Origin of the sequence: Leifsonia sp. NPDC058248 (assembly GCF_042881905.1) — a bacterium.
Taxonomy (GTDB): domain Bacteria; phylum Actinomycetota; class Actinomycetes; order Actinomycetales; family Microbacteriaceae; genus Leifsonia.
Window position 1 is genome coordinate 458,667 of record NZ_JBHVXB010000002.1, and the last position, 18,488, is coordinate 477,154.

General features: G+C 68.9%; 15 protein-coding genes. 5 read left to right on the top strand and 10 right to left on the bottom strand.

The genetic code is table 11. The features are described 5' to 3' along the window. Positions 1 to 155: 155 nt before the first annotated feature. Together ACFVV5_RS05340 and ACFVV5_RS05345 are read right to left on the bottom strand one after the other, a co-directional pair. Positions 156 to 1,148, bottom strand: coding sequence for an aldo/keto reductase (locus ACFVV5_RS05340; protein ID WP_387240042.1), 993 nt, complete (start codon positions 1,146 to 1,148; stop codon positions 156 to 158). An 85-nt stretch (positions 1,149 to 1,233) separates the two neighbouring features. Then, entirely contained in the window at positions 1,234 to 1,521 is a 288-nt protein-coding gene (locus ACFVV5_RS05345; RefSeq protein ID WP_387240045.1) for a MerR family transcriptional regulator, read from the bottom strand. A 94-nt stretch (positions 1,522 to 1,615) separates the two neighbouring features. Here ACFVV5_RS05345 and ACFVV5_RS05350 point away from each other — a divergent pair, with 94 nt between their 5' ends. Next, complete coding sequence (locus tag ACFVV5_RS05350; protein WP_387240048.1) at positions 1,616 to 2,782, top strand: N(5)-(carboxyethyl)ornithine synthase; 1,167 nt, start codon at positions 1,616 to 1,618, stop codon at positions 2,780 to 2,782. Between the two features lie 12 nt (positions 2,783 to 2,794). Continuing rightward, positions 2,795 to 3,337 (top strand): dihydrofolate reductase family protein, encoded by a 543-nt coding sequence (locus ACFVV5_RS05355; RefSeq protein WP_387240051.1) that lies wholly within the window; start codon positions 2,795 to 2,797, stop codon positions 3,335 to 3,337. Positions 3,338 to 3,341: 4 nt separating this feature from the next. Here ACFVV5_RS05355 and dxs read toward each other — a convergent pair whose 3' ends face one another. The 6 genes from dxs to dut all read right to left on the bottom strand — a co-directional run bounded on the left by dxs (position 3,342) and on the right by dut (position 12,559). Beyond that, the gene (dxs, locus tag ACFVV5_RS05360) at positions 3,342 to 5,279 is read right to left on the bottom strand and encodes a 1-deoxy-D-xylulose-5-phosphate synthase (protein ID WP_387240054.1); all 1,938 of its coding nucleotides are present in this window, start codon (positions 5,277 to 5,279) and stop codon (positions 3,342 to 3,344) included. Between the two features lie 71 nt (positions 5,280 to 5,350). Continuing rightward, a complete protein-coding gene (gene acnA, locus ACFVV5_RS05365; protein ID WP_387240057.1) occupies positions 5,351 to 8,164 on the bottom strand; it encodes an aconitate hydratase AcnA in 2,814 nt (937 codons plus the stop codon). Between the two features lie 143 nt (positions 8,165 to 8,307). Beyond that, entirely contained in the window at positions 8,308 to 10,683 is a 2,376-nt protein-coding gene (locus tag ACFVV5_RS05370; protein WP_387240060.1) for an HAD-IC family P-type ATPase, read from the bottom strand. 2 nt (positions 10,684 to 10,685) lie between these two features. Next, on the bottom strand, positions 10,686 to 11,468 hold the full coding sequence (locus ACFVV5_RS05375; protein WP_387240063.1) for a DUF3159 domain-containing protein: 783 nt from the start codon (positions 11,466 to 11,468) through the stop codon (positions 10,686 to 10,688). Between the two features lie 9 nt (positions 11,469 to 11,477). Next, on the bottom strand, positions 11,478 to 12,104 hold the full coding sequence (locus tag ACFVV5_RS05380; RefSeq protein ID WP_387240066.1) for a DUF3710 domain-containing protein: 627 nt from the start codon (positions 12,102 to 12,104) through the stop codon (positions 11,478 to 11,480). Continuing rightward, positions 12,101 to 12,559 (bottom strand): dUTP diphosphatase, encoded by a 459-nt coding sequence (gene dut, locus ACFVV5_RS05385; protein WP_387240069.1) that lies wholly within the window; start codon positions 12,557 to 12,559, stop codon positions 12,101 to 12,103. The genes ACFVV5_RS05380 and dut overlap by 4 nt, the downstream gene beginning before the upstream one ends. Before the next feature lie 38 nt (positions 12,560 to 12,597). Between dut and ACFVV5_RS05390 the strand changes: the two genes are divergently transcribed. Next, positions 12,598 to 13,047: a DUF3093 domain-containing protein gene (locus ACFVV5_RS05390; protein WP_387240072.1), complete on the top strand. Its 450-nt coding sequence runs from the start codon at positions 12,598 to 12,600 to the stop codon at positions 13,045 to 13,047. Between the two features lie 6 nt (positions 13,048 to 13,053). On the opposite strand, the gene ACFVV5_RS05395 is transcribed toward ACFVV5_RS05390, so the two are convergent. Continuing rightward, complete coding sequence (locus tag ACFVV5_RS05395; protein ID WP_026307201.1) at positions 13,054 to 13,347, bottom strand: DUF4193 domain-containing protein; 294 nt, start codon at positions 13,345 to 13,347, stop codon at positions 13,054 to 13,056. 207 nt (positions 13,348 to 13,554) lie between these two features. Here ACFVV5_RS05395 and sepH point away from each other — a divergent pair, with 207 nt between their 5' ends. Beyond that, a complete protein-coding gene (gene sepH, locus ACFVV5_RS05400) occupies positions 13,555 to 14,727 on the top strand; it encodes a septation protein SepH (RefSeq protein WP_387240075.1) in 1,173 nt (390 codons plus the stop codon). Positions 14,728 to 14,754: 27 nt separating this feature from the next. Here the strand turns inward: sepH and ACFVV5_RS05405 are convergent, their stop codons facing one another. Beyond that, complete coding sequence (locus ACFVV5_RS05405; protein WP_387240125.1) at positions 14,755 to 15,888, bottom strand: alkaline phosphatase family protein; 1,134 nt, start codon at positions 15,886 to 15,888, stop codon at positions 14,755 to 14,757. Between the two features lie 57 nt (positions 15,889 to 15,945). Between ACFVV5_RS05405 and ACFVV5_RS05410 the strand changes: the two genes are divergently transcribed. Beyond that, positions 15,946 to 18,426, top strand: coding sequence for a DNA topoisomerase (ATP-hydrolyzing) subunit A (locus ACFVV5_RS05410; protein ID WP_387240078.1), 2,481 nt, complete (start codon positions 15,946 to 15,948; stop codon positions 18,424 to 18,426). Positions 18,427 to 18,488 lie beyond the last annotated feature (62 nt).

Below are 18,488 nucleotides of genomic sequence, written 5' to 3' on the forward strand. Positions count from 1 at the left end.
CGATTGCTGTGCGGCGCGGATCGCGGGTCGGGGGGCCGGGGCGGGGGGCCGGGGGGCGCGCCCGCGCCGCCGCGGGGCCGCGTGGGGTGTGGGGGGGGGGCCGCGCGGGGGGGCCCCGGCCCCGGCCCGGGGCCACCCCTCCGATCGGTCGTCGTCTAGCGGTTGAGCGGGCTCATGTCGGCGTACCGGTCGCCGACTGGCGCCGCCACCTCGGAGAGCTGCTGCAGCTGATCGGCCGAGAGCACCAGCTCGTCGGCCGCGACGTTCTGCTCCAGGTTCGCGACCCGGCGGGTTCCCGGAATGGGCGCGAGGTCGTCGCCCTGGGCGAGAAGCCACGCCAGCGCCACCTGGCCGGGCGTCGCACTGAGCTGCTTGGCGACGTCGTCCACCTGCTCCACGATCCGGATGTTCGCCTCCAGGTTGTCCCCCGCGAACCGCGGGCTGAACCGGCGGAAGTCGTCGGCGTCGAGCTCGTCGAGCGACCGGATCGTGCCGGTGAGGAAGCCGCGGCCGAGCGGTGAATACGGCACGAAGCCGATCCCGAGCTCGCGCACCGTCGGGAGCACCTCGGCCTCGGGGTCGCGCGTCCAGAGCGAGTACTCGGTCTGGATGGCGGTCACCGGATGCACGGCGTGCGCGCGCCGGATGGTGGCGGGCGCTGCCTCGGACAGTCCGTAGTGACGGATCTTTCCCTCCTCGATCAGCTCGGAGAGCGCGCCGACCGTGTCCTCGATCGGTGTCCCCGGGTCCATCCGGTGCTGGTAGTAGAGGTCGATGTAGTCCGTCTTCAGGCGCCGCAGCGAACCCTCGACCGACAGCCGCACATTCTCGGGGGTGCCGTTCAAGCCACGGACCGGCTTCCCGTTCTCCTCCGGCACGAGGTGGTCGATGGTGCCGAACTTGGTGGCGATGACCACCTCGTCGCGGTGTCCCGCGAACGCCCTCGCGAGCAGTTCTTCGTTCGTGTACGGCCCGTAGACCTCTGCGGTGTCGAAGAACGTGACGCCGAGCTCCATGGCACGGTGGATCGTGGCGATCGACCCGGGGTCGTCCGTGCCGGCGCCGCTGTAGAAGGCGGACATGCCCATACAGCCGAGGCCCAGCCGCGAGACCTCGAGTCCGCCGCTGCCCAGTGTGATCTTCTTCATGCTGTTACCTTTTCCTGATAGAGACCGATCTTGTAGTCGATGGCGGCGAGGCTCGCCGTCATCTCCTCGAGCTGGCGCGCGACGTTCATCCGGTGGATGAGCAGGTGCTGTCGTCGCCGCGGCGGGCGAGCTCTACGTATTCGCGCATCTTGGCGATGGGCATCGACGTCAGCCGCAACTTGGTGAGGAAGGTCACCCAGTTGAGATCGGCCTCGGTGTACCGGCGATGAGTCGACGACGCCCGGTCGACCGGCGCGAACATGAGCCCCTCGCGTTCGTAATACCGAAGCGTGTGCGTCGAGAGCCCGGTGCGTTCGGCGACATCGGAGATCGACATGGTCGCCGCGTGCTCGGTACCCGCTGATTCGGTCATATCAGCCACGATAGGACTTAGAGCGCACTCTAAGTCAATCGGGCTAGGCTGGCGGACATCGGAGCCACCGTGGCACCCTTGAGGGAGCTGCACCATGCCGGCCGAATCCACTGTCGAACTCTCGCTCGGAGTCCTCGCGACCTCGTCGAAACCGGATGAGCGGCGCCTGCCGCTCCATCCAGCCCGCCTCGACCGCATCGCGCCCGAACTGCGGGAGAGGATCACCCTCGAGACCGGCTACGGGTCGCGCTTCGGTTTCACCGACGATCAGCTGCGGCCGCTCGTCGGGCGCATCGCCTCGCGTGCCGACGTCATCGCCGGCTCGGACATCGTGCTGCTGCCCAAGCCGCAGGCCCGAGACCTCGACGACCTGCGCGACGGCCAGGTGCTCTGGGGCTGGCCGCACTGCGTCCAGGATCGCGAGATCACGCAGCGCGCCATCGACAAACGCCTCACCCTGATCGCGTTCGAGGCCATGAACCACTGGACGAGCAGCGGGCACTTCGGTCTCCACGTGTTCCATGTCAACAACGAGCTGGCCGGCTACTGCTCGGTCATCCACGCCCTCTCGCTCGTCGGGCGCACCGGCGACTACGGCCGTCGGCTCAACGCGATCGTCATCGGGTTCGGCGCGACCGCCCGTGGCGCGGTCACCGCCCTCAACGCCCACGGCGTGCACGACGTGCAGGTCCTGACCAACCGCGAGGTCGCAGCGGTCGGCTCCCCCATCCACTCCGTTCGCATCGTGCAGTTCGACCACGACGACAACGCCCCCCACCTCAGCCACGTGATCACCGACCACGGCCGGGTTCCGCTCGCGCCCTTCCTCGCCGAAGCCGACATCGTCGTCAACTGCACACTTCAGGACCCGAACGCGCCGCTCACCTATCTCACCGAGGACGACCTCGTGGCCTTCTCCCCCGGCAGCCTCATCGTCGACGTCTCGTGCGACGAGGGCATGGGCTTCAGCTGGGCACGCAACACCACGTTCACCGACCCGATCTTCGAGGTCGGCGACCACGTGCGCTACTACGCCGTCGACCACAGCCCGTCGTACCTCTGGGACTCGGCCACCTGGGAGATCGGCGAAGCGCTCACCCCGTTCCTGGAGGTCGTGATGGCGGGAGCCGAGGCGTGGGAGGCCGATGCGACCATCCGGCGTGCGATCGAGATCCAGGACGGCCTGATCGTCAACCCGGCTATCCTCACGTTCCAGAACCGCGAACCGCTACCGCCGTATCGGGATGTCCTCCGTCGCTGATAGCGTCGCGCCATGGCTCACACCACGTACTACGTCGGCGCGTCCATCGACGGGTTCATCGCCGACGCCGACGATCGCATCGAATGGCTCCTGCAGTTCGGCTTCGAGGAGTTCCAGGCGCGCTACGACGCCTTCCTGTCCGGCGTCGGCGCTCTCGTCATGGGCGCGACCACCTACGAGTACATCGTCTCGGTGGAGGACCGTGAGTGGGAGTACCGCGACTTCCCGGTCTGGGTCGTCACGCACCGCACCCTGCAACCGGTCGAGGGCGCCGACATCACCTTCTTCTCCGGCGACATCGCACAACTCGACGCGGTGCTGCGCGAGACCGCGGGAGACCGTGACGTGTGGGTCGTCGGCGGGGGCGCGATCGCGGCGCAGTTCGCCGACGCCGGCCTGCTCGACGAGATCCTCGTCACCACCGTCCCGGTGGCGATCGGGTCCGGAAAACGTCTGCTCCCCGTCTCCCGCGCGACCGCGCCGATGGAGCTCGTGAGCACGACGCCGTTCGCCAGCGGCGCCGTGGAGCACGTCTACCGCCTCGCGCGATCCTGACCCGTCAGGCGTCGAGGTGGCGCTCGCTGAGCTCGTCGGCCGGCAGCGGGCGCGCGATCGGGATGCGGCTGCCGAGGACCTGCGCCACGAGGTCGCGGGCGATCTTCTGCGGCGTCAGACCGGCGTCCTCGAGGATCTGCTCGCGCGTGCCGTGGTCGAGGAACTGGTCGGGCAGCCCGAGCTCGTCGACGGCCGTGTCGATGCCGGCCTCTCGCAGATCCTGCCGCACGCGTGTCCCAATGCCTCCGACCCGGATGCCGTCCTCGATGGTCACGACGATGCGGTGGGCCGCCGCCAGGGCCAGGATGCTCCGCGGCACGGGCACGACCCAGCGCGGGTCGACCACCGTGGCGCCGATCCCCTGGGCGGCGAGAGCTTCGGCGACCTTGAGCCCGAGTGAGGCCATCGGCCCCACCGTGACGATGAGCACGTCCTTCCGATCGCCCTCGTTGAGCACGTCCACGCCGTCGTCCGTGCGGCGCGCGGCCTCGATGTCCGGTCCGACCGCGCCCTTCGGGAACCGCAGCACGGTCGGCGCGTCGTCGACCGTGACGGCTTCGCCGAGCTCCTCGCGGAAGCGGGCGCCGTCGCGCGGCGCGGCGAGGCGGATGTTCGGCACGACCTGCAGGATCGCGAGATCCCAGATGCCGTGGTGGCTGGGCCCGTCGGGGCCGGTCACGCCGGCCCGGTCGAGCACGAAGGTCACGCCCGCCTTGTGGAGCGCGACGTCCATGAGCACCTGGTCGAAGGCGCGATTGATGAAGGTGGCGTAGATCGCGACGACGGGATGCAGCCCTCCGAAGGCGAGCCCGGCCGCGCTGGTCGCCGCGTGCTGCTCGGCGATGCCCACGTCGTGCACCCGCTCGGGGAAGCGCTCGGCGAACTTGTGCAGGCCGGTCGGTCGCAGCATCGCAGCAGTGATGCCGACGATCTTCGGGTTCTTCTCGGCGAGCCTCACGATCTCGTCGGCGAACACCGAGGTCCAGGACGGCTTGCTCGAGCTCTCGATCGGCTCGCCCGTCTCAGGGTCGATCTGCCCCACCGCGTGGAACTGATCCGCGGCATCCCGCAGGGCGGGTTCGTAACCGCGACCCTTCTGCGTGATGGCGTGGACGATGACGGGCGCCCCGTAGTTCTTCGCCTGGCGCAGGGCCTCTTCCATCGCCTCGATGTCGTGACCCTGAACCGGACCGATGTACTTGATGTCGAGGTTGGAGTAGAGCGCGTCGTTGTTCCAGAACCGGCTGAGGAAGCCATGGAGCCCGCCGCGCATTCCGCGGTAGATCGCTCGACCGGGCGTGCCGAGCTGGTCGAAGGCCTTGCGGCTGGTCAGGTAGAGGTTGCGATAGCTTCGGCGGGTGCGCACCGTGTTCAGGAAGCGCGCCATTCCGCCGATGGTCGGCGCGTACGAGCGGCCGTTGTCGTTGACGACGATGATGAGCCGGCGCGTGTTGTCGTCGCTGATGTTGTTCAGCGCCTCCCACGTCATGCCGCCGGTGAGGGCGCCGTCGCCCACCATGGCGATCACGTGGCGGTCGCCCTGGCCGGTCATCGCGAACGCGCGGGAGATCCCGTCGGCCCACGAGAGCGAGCTGGACGCATGGGAGCTCTCGACGATGTCGTGCTCCGACTCCGACCGCTGCGGGTAGCCCGCGAGCCCGCCGCGCTGGCGCAGCTTGCTGAAGTCCTGGCGCCCGGTGAGGAGCTTGTGCACATACGACTGGTGCCCCGTGTCGAACACGATCGCATCGCGCGGCGAGTCGAAGACCCGGTGGATGGCGATCGTCGACTCCACCACGCCCAGGTTCGGGCCCAGATGTCCGCCGGTCTTCGCCACGTTGGCGACGAGGAACGCACGGATCTCCCCCGCAAGCTGGACGAGCTCCTCCTCGGAGAGCCGGTCGAGATCGCGAGGACCGTGGATGGTCTCGAGGATGCTCATGGTTCGAGTGTAGGCGCGTCGAAATCCGAGGTGGCCCGGAAAGGCATTCCGAGCCACCTCACGACGTCTGCCTAGACCAGGCTCCGCAGCACGTACTGAAGGATCCCGCCGTTGCGGTAGTAGTCCGCTTCACCGGGCGTGTCGATCCGGACGACGGCGTCGAATTCGATCGTCGTCTTGCCGGCGGGCGAGTCCGAGGTCGGCTCGGCCGTCACATGGACCGTCTTCGGCGTGGTGCCCTCGTTCAGCTCCTCCAGGCCCGAGATCGAGATGGACTCGGTGCCGTCGAGGCCGAGCGACGCCCAGCTCTCGCCTGCCGGGAACTGCAGGGGTACGACACCCATTCCGATCAGGTTGGAGCGGTGGATGCGCTCGAAGCTCTCCGTGATGACCGCTCGCACGCCCAGTAGGCTGGTGCCCTTCGCCGCCCAGTCGCGCGACGAGCCGGAGCCGTACTCCTTGCCGCCCAGGATGACCAGCGGGGTGCCCTGCGCCTGGTAGTTCTGCGACGCGTCGTAGATGAACGACTGCGGGCCGCCCTCCTGAGTGAAGTCGCGGGTGTAGCCGCCCTCCACGCCGTCGAGCAGCTGGTTCTTCAGACGGATGTTCGCGAACGTCCCACGGATCATGACCTCATGGTTGCCGCGGCGCGAGCCGTAGGAGTTGTAGTCCTTGCGGTCGATGCCGTGCTCGTCGAGGTAGCGGCCGGCGGGGCTGTCGGCCTTGATGTTGCCGGCCGGGCTGATGTGGTCGGTGGTGACCGAGTCGCCGAGCTTGGCCAGAACGCGCGCGCCCTGGATGTCGGTGACCGGCGTGGTCTCCAGGGTCATGCCGTCGAAGTACGGGGGCTTGCGCACGTACGTCGACTGCTCGTCCCATTCGAAGACCGAGCCGGTCGGGGTCGCAAGCGACTTCCAGCGCTCGTCGCCCTCGAACACGCTCGCGTACTCGTGAGTGAACATTCCCTCGTTGATCGACGAGTCGATGGTCTCCTGCACCTCGGCGGCGTCGGGCCAGATGTCTTTGAGGAAGACATCGTTGCCGTCCTGGTCGGTGCCGAGCGCATCCACCTCGAAGTCGAAGTTCATCGAGCCTGCGAGGGCGTACGCGATCACCAGCGGCGGGCTGGCCAGGTAGTTCATCTTCACGTCGGGGTTGATACGGCCCTCGAAGTTGCGGTTGCCCGAGAGCACTGCGGTGACGGCGAGGTCGTTCTGGTTGACGGCCTGCGAGATCTCGTCGATGAGCGGACCGGAGTTGCCGATGCACGTGGTGCAGCCGTAGCCGACCGTGTAGAAGCCCAGCTCTTCGAGGTACCCGGTGAGACCGGCCTTCTCGTAGTAATCGGTGACGACCTTCGACCCGGGAGCGAGCGTGGTCTTGACCCACGGCTTCGACTTCAGGCCCTTCTGCGCCGCGTTCCGGGCGAGCAGCCCCGCCGCGAGCATGACCGACGGGTTCGACGTGTTGGTGCACGACGTGATCGCGGCGATCGCGACGGCTCCGTGGTCGAGCGTGAAGGAGGTTCCGGTCTCGGCGATGGTCACCGGGGTCGGGCTCGACGCGGACTTCGGCGCGTGGCTGTGGTGGTGGTGCATGTGGTGGCTGTTGGTGTCCTGCGGACTCAGTTCGCCCGGATCGGACGCGGGGAACGACTCGGAGATCGTCAGGTCGACGATGTCGTGGTCGATCTCGGCGTAGTCGACGAGGTCCTTCTCGAACTGGCCCTTGGCCTCGGCGAGGATGATGCGGTCCTGCGGGCGCTTCGGGCCGGCTATCGACGGGACGACCGTGGCGAGGTCGAGCTCGAGGTACTCGCTGAACGCCGGCTCGGTGGCCGGGTCGTGCCACAGCTTCTGCAGCTTGGAGTACTGCTCGACGAGGGCGATCTGCTCGGCGCTGCGACCGGTGAGGCGCAGGTAGTCGAGCGTGACGTCGTCGATCGGGAACATCGCGGCCGTCGAGCCGAACTCGGGGCTCATGTTGCCGATGGTGGCACGGTTGGCGAGGGGCACCTCGGCCACGCCTGCTCCGTAGAACTCGACGAACTTGCCCACCACGCCGTGCTTGCGCAGCATCTGCGTGATCGTGAGCACGACATCCGTGGCGGTCACGCCGGTCGGGATGGCGCCGGTCAGCTTGAAGCCGACGACCTTGGGGATGAGCATGGAGACGGGCTGGCCGAGCATGGCCGCCTCGGCCTCGATACCGCCGACGCCCCAGCCGAGCACGCCGAGGCCGTTGACCATCGTGGTGTGCGAGTCGGTGCCGACGCAGGTGTCGGGGTAGGCCTGAAGCGCGCCGCCGACTTCGCGGGTCATCGTGACGCGGGCCAGGTACTCGATGTTGACCTGGTGCACGATGCCCGTTCCCGGCGGAACGACCTTGAAGTCGTCGAACGCGGTCTGACCCCAGCGGAGGAACTGGTAGCGCTCACCGTTGCGCTCGTACTCGATGTCGGTGTTGCGCTCGAGAGCATTCTCGGTGCCGAACAGGTCGGCGATGACGGAGTGGTCGATGACCATCTCTGCCGGCGCGAGCGGGTTGATCTTCTCGGGGTCGCCGCCGAGCGCGGAGACGGCCTCACGCATCGTGGCGAGGTCGACGATGCAGGGGACGCCCGTGAAGTCCTGCATGATCACGCGCGCCGGCGTGAACTGGATCTCGGTGTCGGGCTCGGCCTCAGGATTCCAGCCGCCGAGCGCCCGGACGTGGTCGGCCGTGATGTTGGCGCCGTCCTCTGTGCGCAACAGGTTCTCGAGGAGAACCTTGAGGCTGAACGGAAGCTTCTCGTAGCCGTCGACCTTGTCGATCCGGAAGACCTCGTAGTCTGTCGAACCGACGGTCAGGGTGTCTTTCGCTCCAAAGCTGTTTACCGCAGACACTGTGCCCTCTCCTTCATTGGCAGGCCTGGTAACGCAAGCCCTCTGGTCAATCTTGGTTGTGCGTCGAAGTGTGTTTCCAGCAAGGCAAGCCTAAGTCCATCGGCCCGGAATATATCTTGACGTCAAGATAAAACTATCACGCGTCACTGCCGATCGAAGACCAGTTCATGCCTCCGGGCGAAGCGGTAGAACAGCTCGATGCCCGCCGCTCCGACCGCCCCCACCAGGATCCCCCACAGCAGTTCGAGGGAGATCGGGACGTGCATCTCGAAGAAGGCCGCCGTGAACGGGATGACGCAGACCAGGACCATCGCCGCCGCCACTCCGGCGAGCAGCGCCCACCGCGGACCGCTCAGCGGCCGGGTGAGCACGCACAGGATCCAGAGCGACACGCAGAACAGCGCGATCGTGGTGATGCTGCGGGCCTCGGGGAGCGGGATCGTGCGGTAGAGCGGCAGGTAGGCGACCACGCAGGTCAGTCCGGCGATGAGCCCTGTGGGGATCGAGTACTTCAGGATGCGGTCGAGCACCCCCGGCCGGTAGATGCGGCGGTTGGGGGCGAGGGCCAGGAAGAACGACGGGATGCCGATGGCCAGCGTCGACACCAGGGTCAGCTGGCGCGGCAGGAACGGGAACGGCCAGAGCAGAAAGGCGCTCACCAGCGCGAGCAGGATGCCGTAGACGGTCTTGGCCAGGAAGATGTTCGACACCCGCTCGACATTCGCGATCACGCGGCGCCCGAATGCGAGGACGTCGGGCAGCCGGTCGAAGCGGTTGTCGAGGAGCACCAGCCGGGAGACCGCCTTGGTCGCGGCTGTCGCGCTCCCCATCGCGATGCCGAGGTGCGCATCCTTGATGGCCATCGCGTCGTTGACCCCGTCGCCGGTCATCGCGACCGTGCGGCCCTGCTCCCGCAGCAGGCCGACGGCGGTGCGCTTCTGCTCGGGGCTCACCCGGCCGAACAGGTCCGAGGTGCGGAGTGCCTCGGCGAGCGCGGCATCGTCGGTGAGCGCCGAGGCGTCGACCGCCTCGCCCTCGAGGCGCAGACCGCGGGCGATGGCACTGACCGTGACCGGATTGTCTCCCGACATCACGATCACGCGCACAGACTGCTCGCCGAAATAACCGAGGGTCTCGGCGGCCTCGGGCCGCACGGTCTCGCTGAGGACGACCAGTGCGGCGGGCTGGACCCGCAGCCCGGCGATGGGCGCGTGCGAGCCGTGCGGCAAGGGGTCGGAGGCTCGCACGAGCGCCAGGGTGCGCCGTCCGGTGGCCGCGATCACGGTGGCCTGCTCGAGTTCGTCCGCATGGTCGGCCAGGACACGTTCCGGGGCGCCGAGGATCCATGAGCTGTCGGCGCCGTCGACCCGGATGACCACCCCGCTGTACTGCGTGGCGGAGCTGAAGGGGATGCGCCGCTGCACCCGGTACCGGTCGGAGCGGAACCGGCTCGACAGGATGCCCGCTGTCGCGTTCCCGGCGTCGTCGTCGCCGAACGCGGCCAGTGCGGTCTCGATCTCCTCAGCGGGCACGCCGCCCCCGAGGTCGACGGTGCGCTCGAAGCCGAGCTCGCCGGTGGTGAGCGTTCCCGTCTTGTCGAGGCACAGCACGTCGACGCGGGCGAGCACCTCCACCGCGGCGAGCTCCTGCACGAGCACTTTGCGGCCCGCCAGCTGGATCGCAGCGACCCCGAAGGCGAGGCTCGTCAGGAGCACCAGACCCTCGGGGATCATCCCGACGACCGCCGCGACCGCGTCGAGCAGAGCACGCCGCCACCTGGCGTCGACGAAGAGGGCGTTCCAGCCGCCGTACGCCAGCACGCGCCCGATGAGGGTGATGAGGATCACCGGCCCGAGGATCCACGACAGGTACACCAGGATGCGGTTGGTCGCGTCGCGGAGTTCGGAATGCACGAGCGAGCGCTTGCGGATCTCGCTGGTGAGCTTGCTCGCATACGAGTCGGCGCCGACCGCCGTGACGACCGCGTATCCGGTGCCGACCGTCACATGCGAACCGGAGAGGAGCGGGGCGTCCTCGTCCTTAAACACCGGGTCGGACTCGCCGGTCAGGAGCGACTCGTCGAGGGCGAGCCCCGTGCTCTCCACCACCCGGGCGTCGGCCGGCACCTGGTCTCCCGGACGCAGGACGAGCAGGTCGTCCAGCACCACGCGGTCGAGCGGGACGCTCACCACCTGTCCGTCGCGCCGGACGCGGCTCTCCGGGGCGGCCAGCAGCGCCGCGCGGTCGAGGACGATCTTGGCGCGCACCTCCTGCACGATGCCGATCAGCGCGTTCACGATCACGACGCCGTAGAAGAATCCGTCGCGCAGGTCGCCGAGCACCAGCACGGCGATGAAGCACACCGTCAGGATGCCGTTGAACAGCGTGAAGATGTTCTCGCGGAGGATGTCCGCGATCGACCGCGACGTCGGTTGATGCTGAGTGTTGCCGCGACCGTCCGACAGACGTTCGGCGACCTCCGCGCTGGTCAGCCCCTCCCTGGTGCGCGCGTCGAGCATCTCTACCCTTGCGGCCTCTGGGCCGGCTTCGGGGCGGCCCCGAATTGTCCTCGGACCACGAACCAGGTGATGAGCACGAGCGGCGCGTAGAGCGGAACCCCCATCAGCAGCTTGGTGAGCGCCAGCGCGCTCGTGGCTGCGTCGGTGTGCGCGAGGTACAACGGAACCTGCACGACGAGGCGCGCGGCGAACAGGAGGAACCAGAGGAATGTCAGAGCCTGCATCACCCGGAACTTCCTCCGGTCGCTGCGCCAGGCCAGCCCGTCGCCCATCAGGTAGCCGGCGGCGAGACCGATCAGCGGCCAGCGCACCAGGATCGACACGAGCAGGGCAGCGGCGTAGGCGGCGTTCGTCCAGATGCCGAGGATGAAGTTGTCCTCGCCGCGTCCGGTGATGAGGGCGAGGATGGCCGAGATCCCCACGCCGAGCAGCCCGGCGATCGCCTGCGTCACCGGCGTGCGGCCGATCAGGCGCACCACGGTGAAGACCACCGCGACGAGAACGGAGCAGCCGATCGAGAGCGGCACGTTCTGGGTGAACGTGAAGAGGATGAGGAACACCAGCCCGGGCAGGATGGTCTCGGCGAGCCCGCGAACGCCGCCGAGCGCGCCCATCAGGGCGGCGCCGGTCGAGACGTCCTCGTCGGCCAGCTTGCCGAGGCCCGACTTCTGCGCGGCGCGCGCCAGGCTCTCACCGATGGCGGACGGGACGGCGTCGGTCTTGCCCGCGTCGGACTCGCCCGCGTGGTCGTCTCGTCCGGGGTCCCCCGGAGAACGGTCGGTCATCGCGGGGACCTACAGCGTGGAGAAGGTGTCGGGTCCCGACGACGGTGCGGCGGGCATCCGGAGCGGGATGAGGTCGCGCGGCGGCATCGGGGAGGAACCGCGCACCACGACGATGCTGCGGAAGAGGTCTTCGACGAGAGCGGCCGCGTCCGGCTTGATCGCGGCATCGCCGGCGATCACGCCGCGAAGGAACCAGCGCGGACCGTCGACGCCCACGAAGCGGGCGACGCGGGTCTCACCGGGGGCGCCCTGCGGAGCGGCGACGGGGATCTCGGCGACCAGCTCGGGGCCGAACACGCCCTCGCGCTCGGAGGTCCGCCCACCCTGCCGCTCGACCTGCTCGGCGATCTGCTCGCGGATCTCGTGCCAGAGGCCGCTCGACCGCGGCGCCGCGAACGGCTGCACCTGCAGGGTGGAGTTGGCGTAGTCGAGCCCGACGGCCACCACCCGCTGCGTCTCCTCCTCGACCTCGAGGCGGAGGTGGAGCCCCTCGCGCGGCAGGATCTTCACGCCGCCCAGGTCGACGTAGGGGCGGACCGGGTTGGCTTCACTCTCGTCGAGCGGTCCCTCGGTCTCGCGGTCCTCCGGCGCCGACTTCTCCCAGGTCTCGGGATCGGTGCTAGGCGTATCGCTCACGCGTGTTCTCCTGACTGCGTCACTGTGTATCCGGTCGAGCCGAAGCCCGCTTCGCCGCGGTGGCTCTCCGGAAGACGGTCGACGGCCACGAAGGTGGCCCGGGTGACCGGCATCACGATCAGCTGGGCGATCCGGTCGCCGACGGCGATATCGTACGGCATCGAGCTGTCCGTGTTCAGTACCGTGACGCGGATCTCGCCGCGATAGCCGGCATCCACTGTGCCCGGCGAGTTCACGATCGTGATGCCGTGCCGGGCGGCGAGGCCGCTCCGCGGGACCACGAAGGCCGCGAAACCGTCGGGGAGGGCGATCGAGACTCCGGTCGGCACCGTGTGACGCTGGCCGGGGGCGAGCGTGACGGCCTCGGCGGCGCACAGATCGGCGCCGGCGTCGCCGGGGTGTGCGTAGACGGGGAGGGTGTTGGCGACGATCGGAACGTCAACGGTATCGGTCACGTGTCGAGGGTAGTGCAGAAGTCTGATCGAATAGACGCATGGACCTGTACCGTGAGCGCCTCTACGCCGCCCCCTGGCTCTTCATCTCGAGCGCGCTCGTCATCCCGATCACCATCCTGATCCTCGCGCCGATCAACCTGCCTGTCGGCATCGTCATCGCGATCGTGTTCTACGCCGCGATCGTGGTCGCATTCATCGTCTCCGCCCCGACGATCAGGGTGACCTCGACCGAGCTCATCGCCGGACGGGCCCGGATAGCGCTGACCCTGATCGGCGACCCGACCGCTTACAGCGGCGATGAGGCGAGCCTGCAGCGCGGGCAGCGGCTCGACGCGCGCGCCTGGCTGCTGATGCGCGGCTGGATCGCGGCCGTCGTCACCGTCCCGGTGCTCGACCCGGCCGATCCTGCGCCGTACTGGCTGCTCTCAACAAGAAACCCGGACCAGTTGGTCCGGGTTCTCGATGAGGCTCGCCTCGCGTCCAGCTAGCCGCCCTTAAGCCGCGCACTCCACGCAGATCGGTCCGAGCTTTGTCTCGTGATCGATCTGCGAACGGTGCTTGACCAGGAAACAGTTCACACAGGTGAACTCATCCGCCTGCGGCGGCAGCACGACGACGTCGAGGTCGAGGTCCGACAGGTCGGCACCGGGGAGCTCGTAACCCCCAGGGTTGTCGGCGTCTTCGACGTCGACCACACCGGACATCTTGTCCGGAACTCGCTCCTTGAGGGCCTCGATCGACTCGGAGTCGTCTTCGGTCTTCCGCGGTGCGTCGTAATCCGTTGCCATGCCCATCCACTTCTCGTACTTATACGGCCGATTCTTCGCAATCGGCGGCGATAGTTTGCATCAATCCCAAGGGAATAGCAAACCACTCGGAAACCTCTCGGCGATTGCTCGGTTTTCAACTTCCGGCACGCCCGAGTTATTCCCCAGGATCCGGGCTTTCCCGTGACATTCTTGGGCCGTACGCCAATAGCTGGGAAGGCATCCACCATGCAGGATCTGAAGGTCATCGGAGTCGAGGATGGTTCGCTCGTCGCCGTCGGCGACGACGGCGAACGTTTCCGCATCGCCATCGACGACGGTCTGCACTCGAAAGTCCGCCAGTACAGGCAGGAAGCGTCGGCGACGGCGCCCAAACTCTCGCCCCGGGAGGTGCAGGCGCACATCCGCTCCGGCATGTCCGCTGAAGACGTCGCCACCGTGACGGGCGCCCCGCTGGAGTACATCCAGCGTTTCGAGGGCCCGATCGTCGCGGAGCGCGAGCACATCGTCGCGAGCGCCCTGAGCGTTCCCGTGCACACCACGGTCGACGTCGACCCGCTGGGCGAGGGCAACACGTTCGGCACGGTCATCCGCGACCGCCTCGCCTCGCTCGGCGTGGCCGGCGAGCGCTGGGCCAGCTGGAAGGACTCCGAGGCCGGCTGGATCATCAAGCTCGAGTTCACGGCCGATCTCATCGACCACGACGCCCGCTGGGGCTACGACGCGCGCAAGCACGCGCTCTCGCCGCTCAACTCCGAGGCCACGACGCTCTCGCAGGCCGGCGAGCTCAAGGGAGCACTCATCCCCCGCCTCCGCGCGGTGATGCCCCACGACACCGAGCCGGACGACTCCCGCTTCGACAGCGGCGCATTCACCTTCGCCGAACCTCCGAGCGACCTGCTCGGCCCCGACACCGCCCCGTACCTCGAGCCGCTCGTCTACGGCCGCACGCTCACCTCCGCCAACAACTCGATCTCGGTGTCCGCCATCAAGCGGGCGGACGACGAGACCCCGCGCGACCTGCACCAGACCGCCGACCTGCTGGAGGCCCTGCGCCGACGCCGGGGCGAACGGGAGGCCGCCACCTACGAGGAGAAGGTCGAGGCCCAGCCGGAGACCGCCGAGGCCCCGGTCGAGGCGCCCGTGCGCATCGTCGACGAGCCGTTCGACATCTTCGAGCCCCTGCGCGACGACGCAACGTCGTCGGTCGAGGAGTCGCACCCCTCGCCTGCCGGCACTTCGTCGTCGCCCTCCGCGGCCGCGTCCCCCGCCGCCTCCGCACCGGCGTCGCTGTCGTCCGGCAGCACCGGGCCGCAGCCGCGCGCCAAGAAGGGCCGTGCGTCGATGCCGAGCTGGGACGAGATCGTCTTCGGCGCCCGCACCGACGACGACCTGGCCTGAGCGCTCGGCGCTCGGCTCGCCTGAGCGCTACGCGAAGGCCCCGAACCGCAGCAGCGGAACCCGGGTCTCCTCCGCCGTGAGCGAGCCGTGCTGCCCGATCATGTTCCGGCCGGTCCGGGACGGATCGCGGGAGTCGTAGTACGCCACCCGTTTGCGCGCGGCGACCAGCACGTCCCCGATGCGCGGCAGGACATCCGGATGCACGTGCGGTCCGAACCAGCCCGCCTCGACAGCCTCGTCCCGCGTCGCGACCCAGGCCCGATCGCCTTCCACCTCGCGCCAGCGACCGGCCACCCGGAGCGCGCTCTCGGCTCCCGGCTCCTCGAGGTAGAGGTGCAGGCAGCGCGGCTCTCCCCCGATCTCAGCGACCCCTTCGACGAGTTCCGGTGCTGTGTCGAAGAGCACATGCCCGCTCGGCGGCACGTCGATCACGCCGTGATCGGCGGTGAGGAGCACGCCCTGACGCGGGCCGAGCCGGTCCGCGAACGACGCGACCAGGGCATCCAGGGTCTCGAGGGCCGCCGTCCACTCGGGCGACTCCCAGCCCTGGGCATGGGCCAGCTGGTCGAGCTCGGCGATGTAGAGGTACGTGATGCCGGGGCCGGGTTCGTCGAGGATGCGCGCGGCCGCAGCGAAGCGCTCGGCCATGGTGCGCGCGCCGACGAATTCGGCGCCCCGGAGGATGGCGTGGGTGAAACCGGACTCGCTGTGCTTGGGAAGCCCGATCGCCCAGCTGCGCACGCCCTCGTCGGCGGCGCGTTCGAAGACCGTGCGGGAGCGCTGCCAGGTGGCGGGGTCGAGCCGGTCGTCCCAGCCGTTCAGCTGATTGACCAGCCGATCGTTCGCCGCATCACGCACTTTGTAGCCCACGAGCCCGTGCTCCCCGGGCAGCGTGCCCGTCGCCAGCGTCGCGAGCGCAGACGCCGTCGTGGTCGGGAAGCCGGCGTCGATCGTCGTCGTGCGGCCCAGCAGCGGGGCCAGCGTGCGGGCGTGGCCGCCGCGGGCGCGGAGCGAGCTCGCCCCCAGCCCGTCCACTACGACGACCACGGCGTGGTCCACTCCAGGGAGCCCCAGGTCGTTGCCACCCGCACGCACGGCGGCGAGCGAACTTGGCAGAACAGCGGCAAGGCTCGAACGCGTCGAGAATGCGGCCGGTAGCATGGGGGGCATCTGGCCCAGTTTGCCAGATAACCCCTCTCCCATCTCGAGATTGCACGAATGACACCGACAGACGACCAGCCCCCCGCCGTCACCACCGAACGCATCGAAGACGTCGACGTCACGACCGAGATGCAGGGCTCGTTCCTCGAATACGCATACTCGGTGATCTACTCGAGGGCGCTCCCGGATGCCCGTGACGGGCTCAAACCGGTGCAGCGGCGCATCCTGTACCAGATGACCGAGATGGGGCTGCGACCCGATCGCGGGCACGTGAAGTCGGCACGCGTCACCGGCGAGGTGATGGGAAAGCTCCACCCGCACGGCGACAGCGCCATCTACGACGCCCTGGTGCGCATGGCGCAGGACTTCACCCTGCGCGTGCCGCTGATCGACGGCCACGGCAACTTCGGCTCGCTCGACGACGGCCCCGCCGCCCCTCGCTACACCGAGGCGCGCCTCGCCGCCGCTGCTCTCGCGCTCACCGAAGACCTCGACGAGGACGTCGTCGACTTCGTCCCCAACTACGACAACCAGCTCATGCAGCCGGATGTGCTGCCCGCGGCGTTCCCGAACCTCCTGGTCAACGGCGCCAGCGGCATCGCCGTCGGCATGGCCACCAACATGGCCCCACACAACCTCATCGAGGTCGTGGGCGCCGCGCGTCACCTGCTCGCGCATCCGGATGCCACCCTCGACGAGCTGATGGAGTACGTGCCGGGGCCCGACCTGCCCACAGGCGGCACCATCGTCGGACTCGCCGGGGTGCGCGACGCCTACGCCACCGGCCGCGGCAGCTTCAAGACCCGGGCCAAGGTCTCGGTCGAGTCGATCACGGCCCGCAAGAGCGGCCTCGTCGTCACCGAGCTCCCCTACCTCGTCGGCCCCGAGAAGGTCATCGAGAAGATCAAAGACGGCGTCAACTCCAAGAAGCTGTCCGGCATCTCCGACGTCACCGACCTGAGCGACCGGCAGCACGGCCTGCGACTCGTCATCGGCATCAAGACCGGGTTCAGCCCGGAGGCCGTGCTCGAACAGCTGTACCGGCACACGCCGCTCGAAGACGGCTTCTCCATCAACAACGTCGCGCTCGTCGAGGGCGGACCGCAGACCCTCGGCCTGCGCGAACTGCTCAGCGTCTACCTCGCCCACCGCATCCAGGTCGTCACCCGGCGCTCGGAGTTCCGGCTCGCGCGCCGCAAGGAGCGGCTGCACCTGGTCGAGGGCCTGCTCATCGCGATCGTCGACATCGACGAGGTGATCCAGGTCATCCGCACCAGCGACGACACCGACCAGGCACGTACGCGGTTGATGGACGTGTTCGACCTCAGCACGCTGCAGGCCGACTACATCCTCGAACTGCGGCTGCGCCGGCTCACCAAGTTCTCCCGCCTGGAGCTCGAGAACGAGAAGGCGCAGCTCGAGGCGGAGATCGCCGAGCTCGAGAGCCTCCTCGGCAGCCAGGTGCGCATCAACGAGCTCGTCTCGGACGAGCTCGAGCAGGTCGCCGCCAAGTTCGGCACCCCGCGCCGCACCCTGCTCACCGAGGCGCGGCCGTCCATCGCCACGGCCTCCGCGCGCGGCAAAACCCCCGTGGTGCTCGAGGTGGCGGATGTCCCCTGCCGCGTGCTCCTGTCGACCACCGGGCGCATCCTGCGCGTCGACCAGCAGCCCGGCGACGACGGGGGCCTCGACCGTATCGCCGCGCCGGCCCGCCGCAGCAAGCACGATGCGATCCTCTCGCAGCTCGACTCGACCACGCGCACCGAGATCGGCGCCGTGACCAGCAAGGGCCGGCTCATCCGGTTCTCCCCCGTCGATCTGCCTGCCGTCCCGGTCAACTCGATCCAGCTCGGCGCCGGCGTGAAGGTGGGCGACTACCTCGCCCTCGCCGACCGCACGGAGAAGATCCTCGCCGTGGTCTCGCTCGACAGCCCGCGATCCATCGCGCTCGGCACCCGCCAGGGCGTCGTCAAGCGTGTGACCGCCGGGGACTGGGCGAACAAGCCCGAGTTCGAGGTGATCGCGCTCAAGCCCGGCGACGAGGTCGTCGGCGCCATCCAGGGCGACGACACCGACGAGCTGGTGTTCGTGGCCAACGACTCGCAGCTGCTGCGCTTCCCGGCGTCGGCCGTGCGGCCGCAGGGACGCTCCGCCGGCGGAATGGCCGGCATCAACCTGGCTGCGGATGCCCGGGTCGTCTTCTTCACGAGCATCCCGGCCGCCGACACCGAGGAGACGGTGGTGGTGACCATCGCGACGGGCGGCGAGACGCTGCTCGGCGCGGATCCCGGAAGCGGCAAGGTCAGCGACTTCACGGAGTTCCCGGCCAAGGGCCGCGCTACCGGCGGCGTCCGATCGCAGCGCTTCCTCAAAGGCGAGACCGCGATCGCGCTCGCGTGGGCGGGCCGCGGTCCGGCCCTCGCCGTCGGCACCGACGGCGCGGCGCGTGCGCTCCCCGAAGGCGGTTCCCGCCGCGACGCCTCCGGCACGCCGCTCGACATGGTCGTCGGCTCGATCGGCCGCCGCCTCGGCGCCTAGACGCAGTCGAGTCCGGACGTGTTGGGTCGAAATCGCTGATTTCGACCCAGCAAGTCCGGACT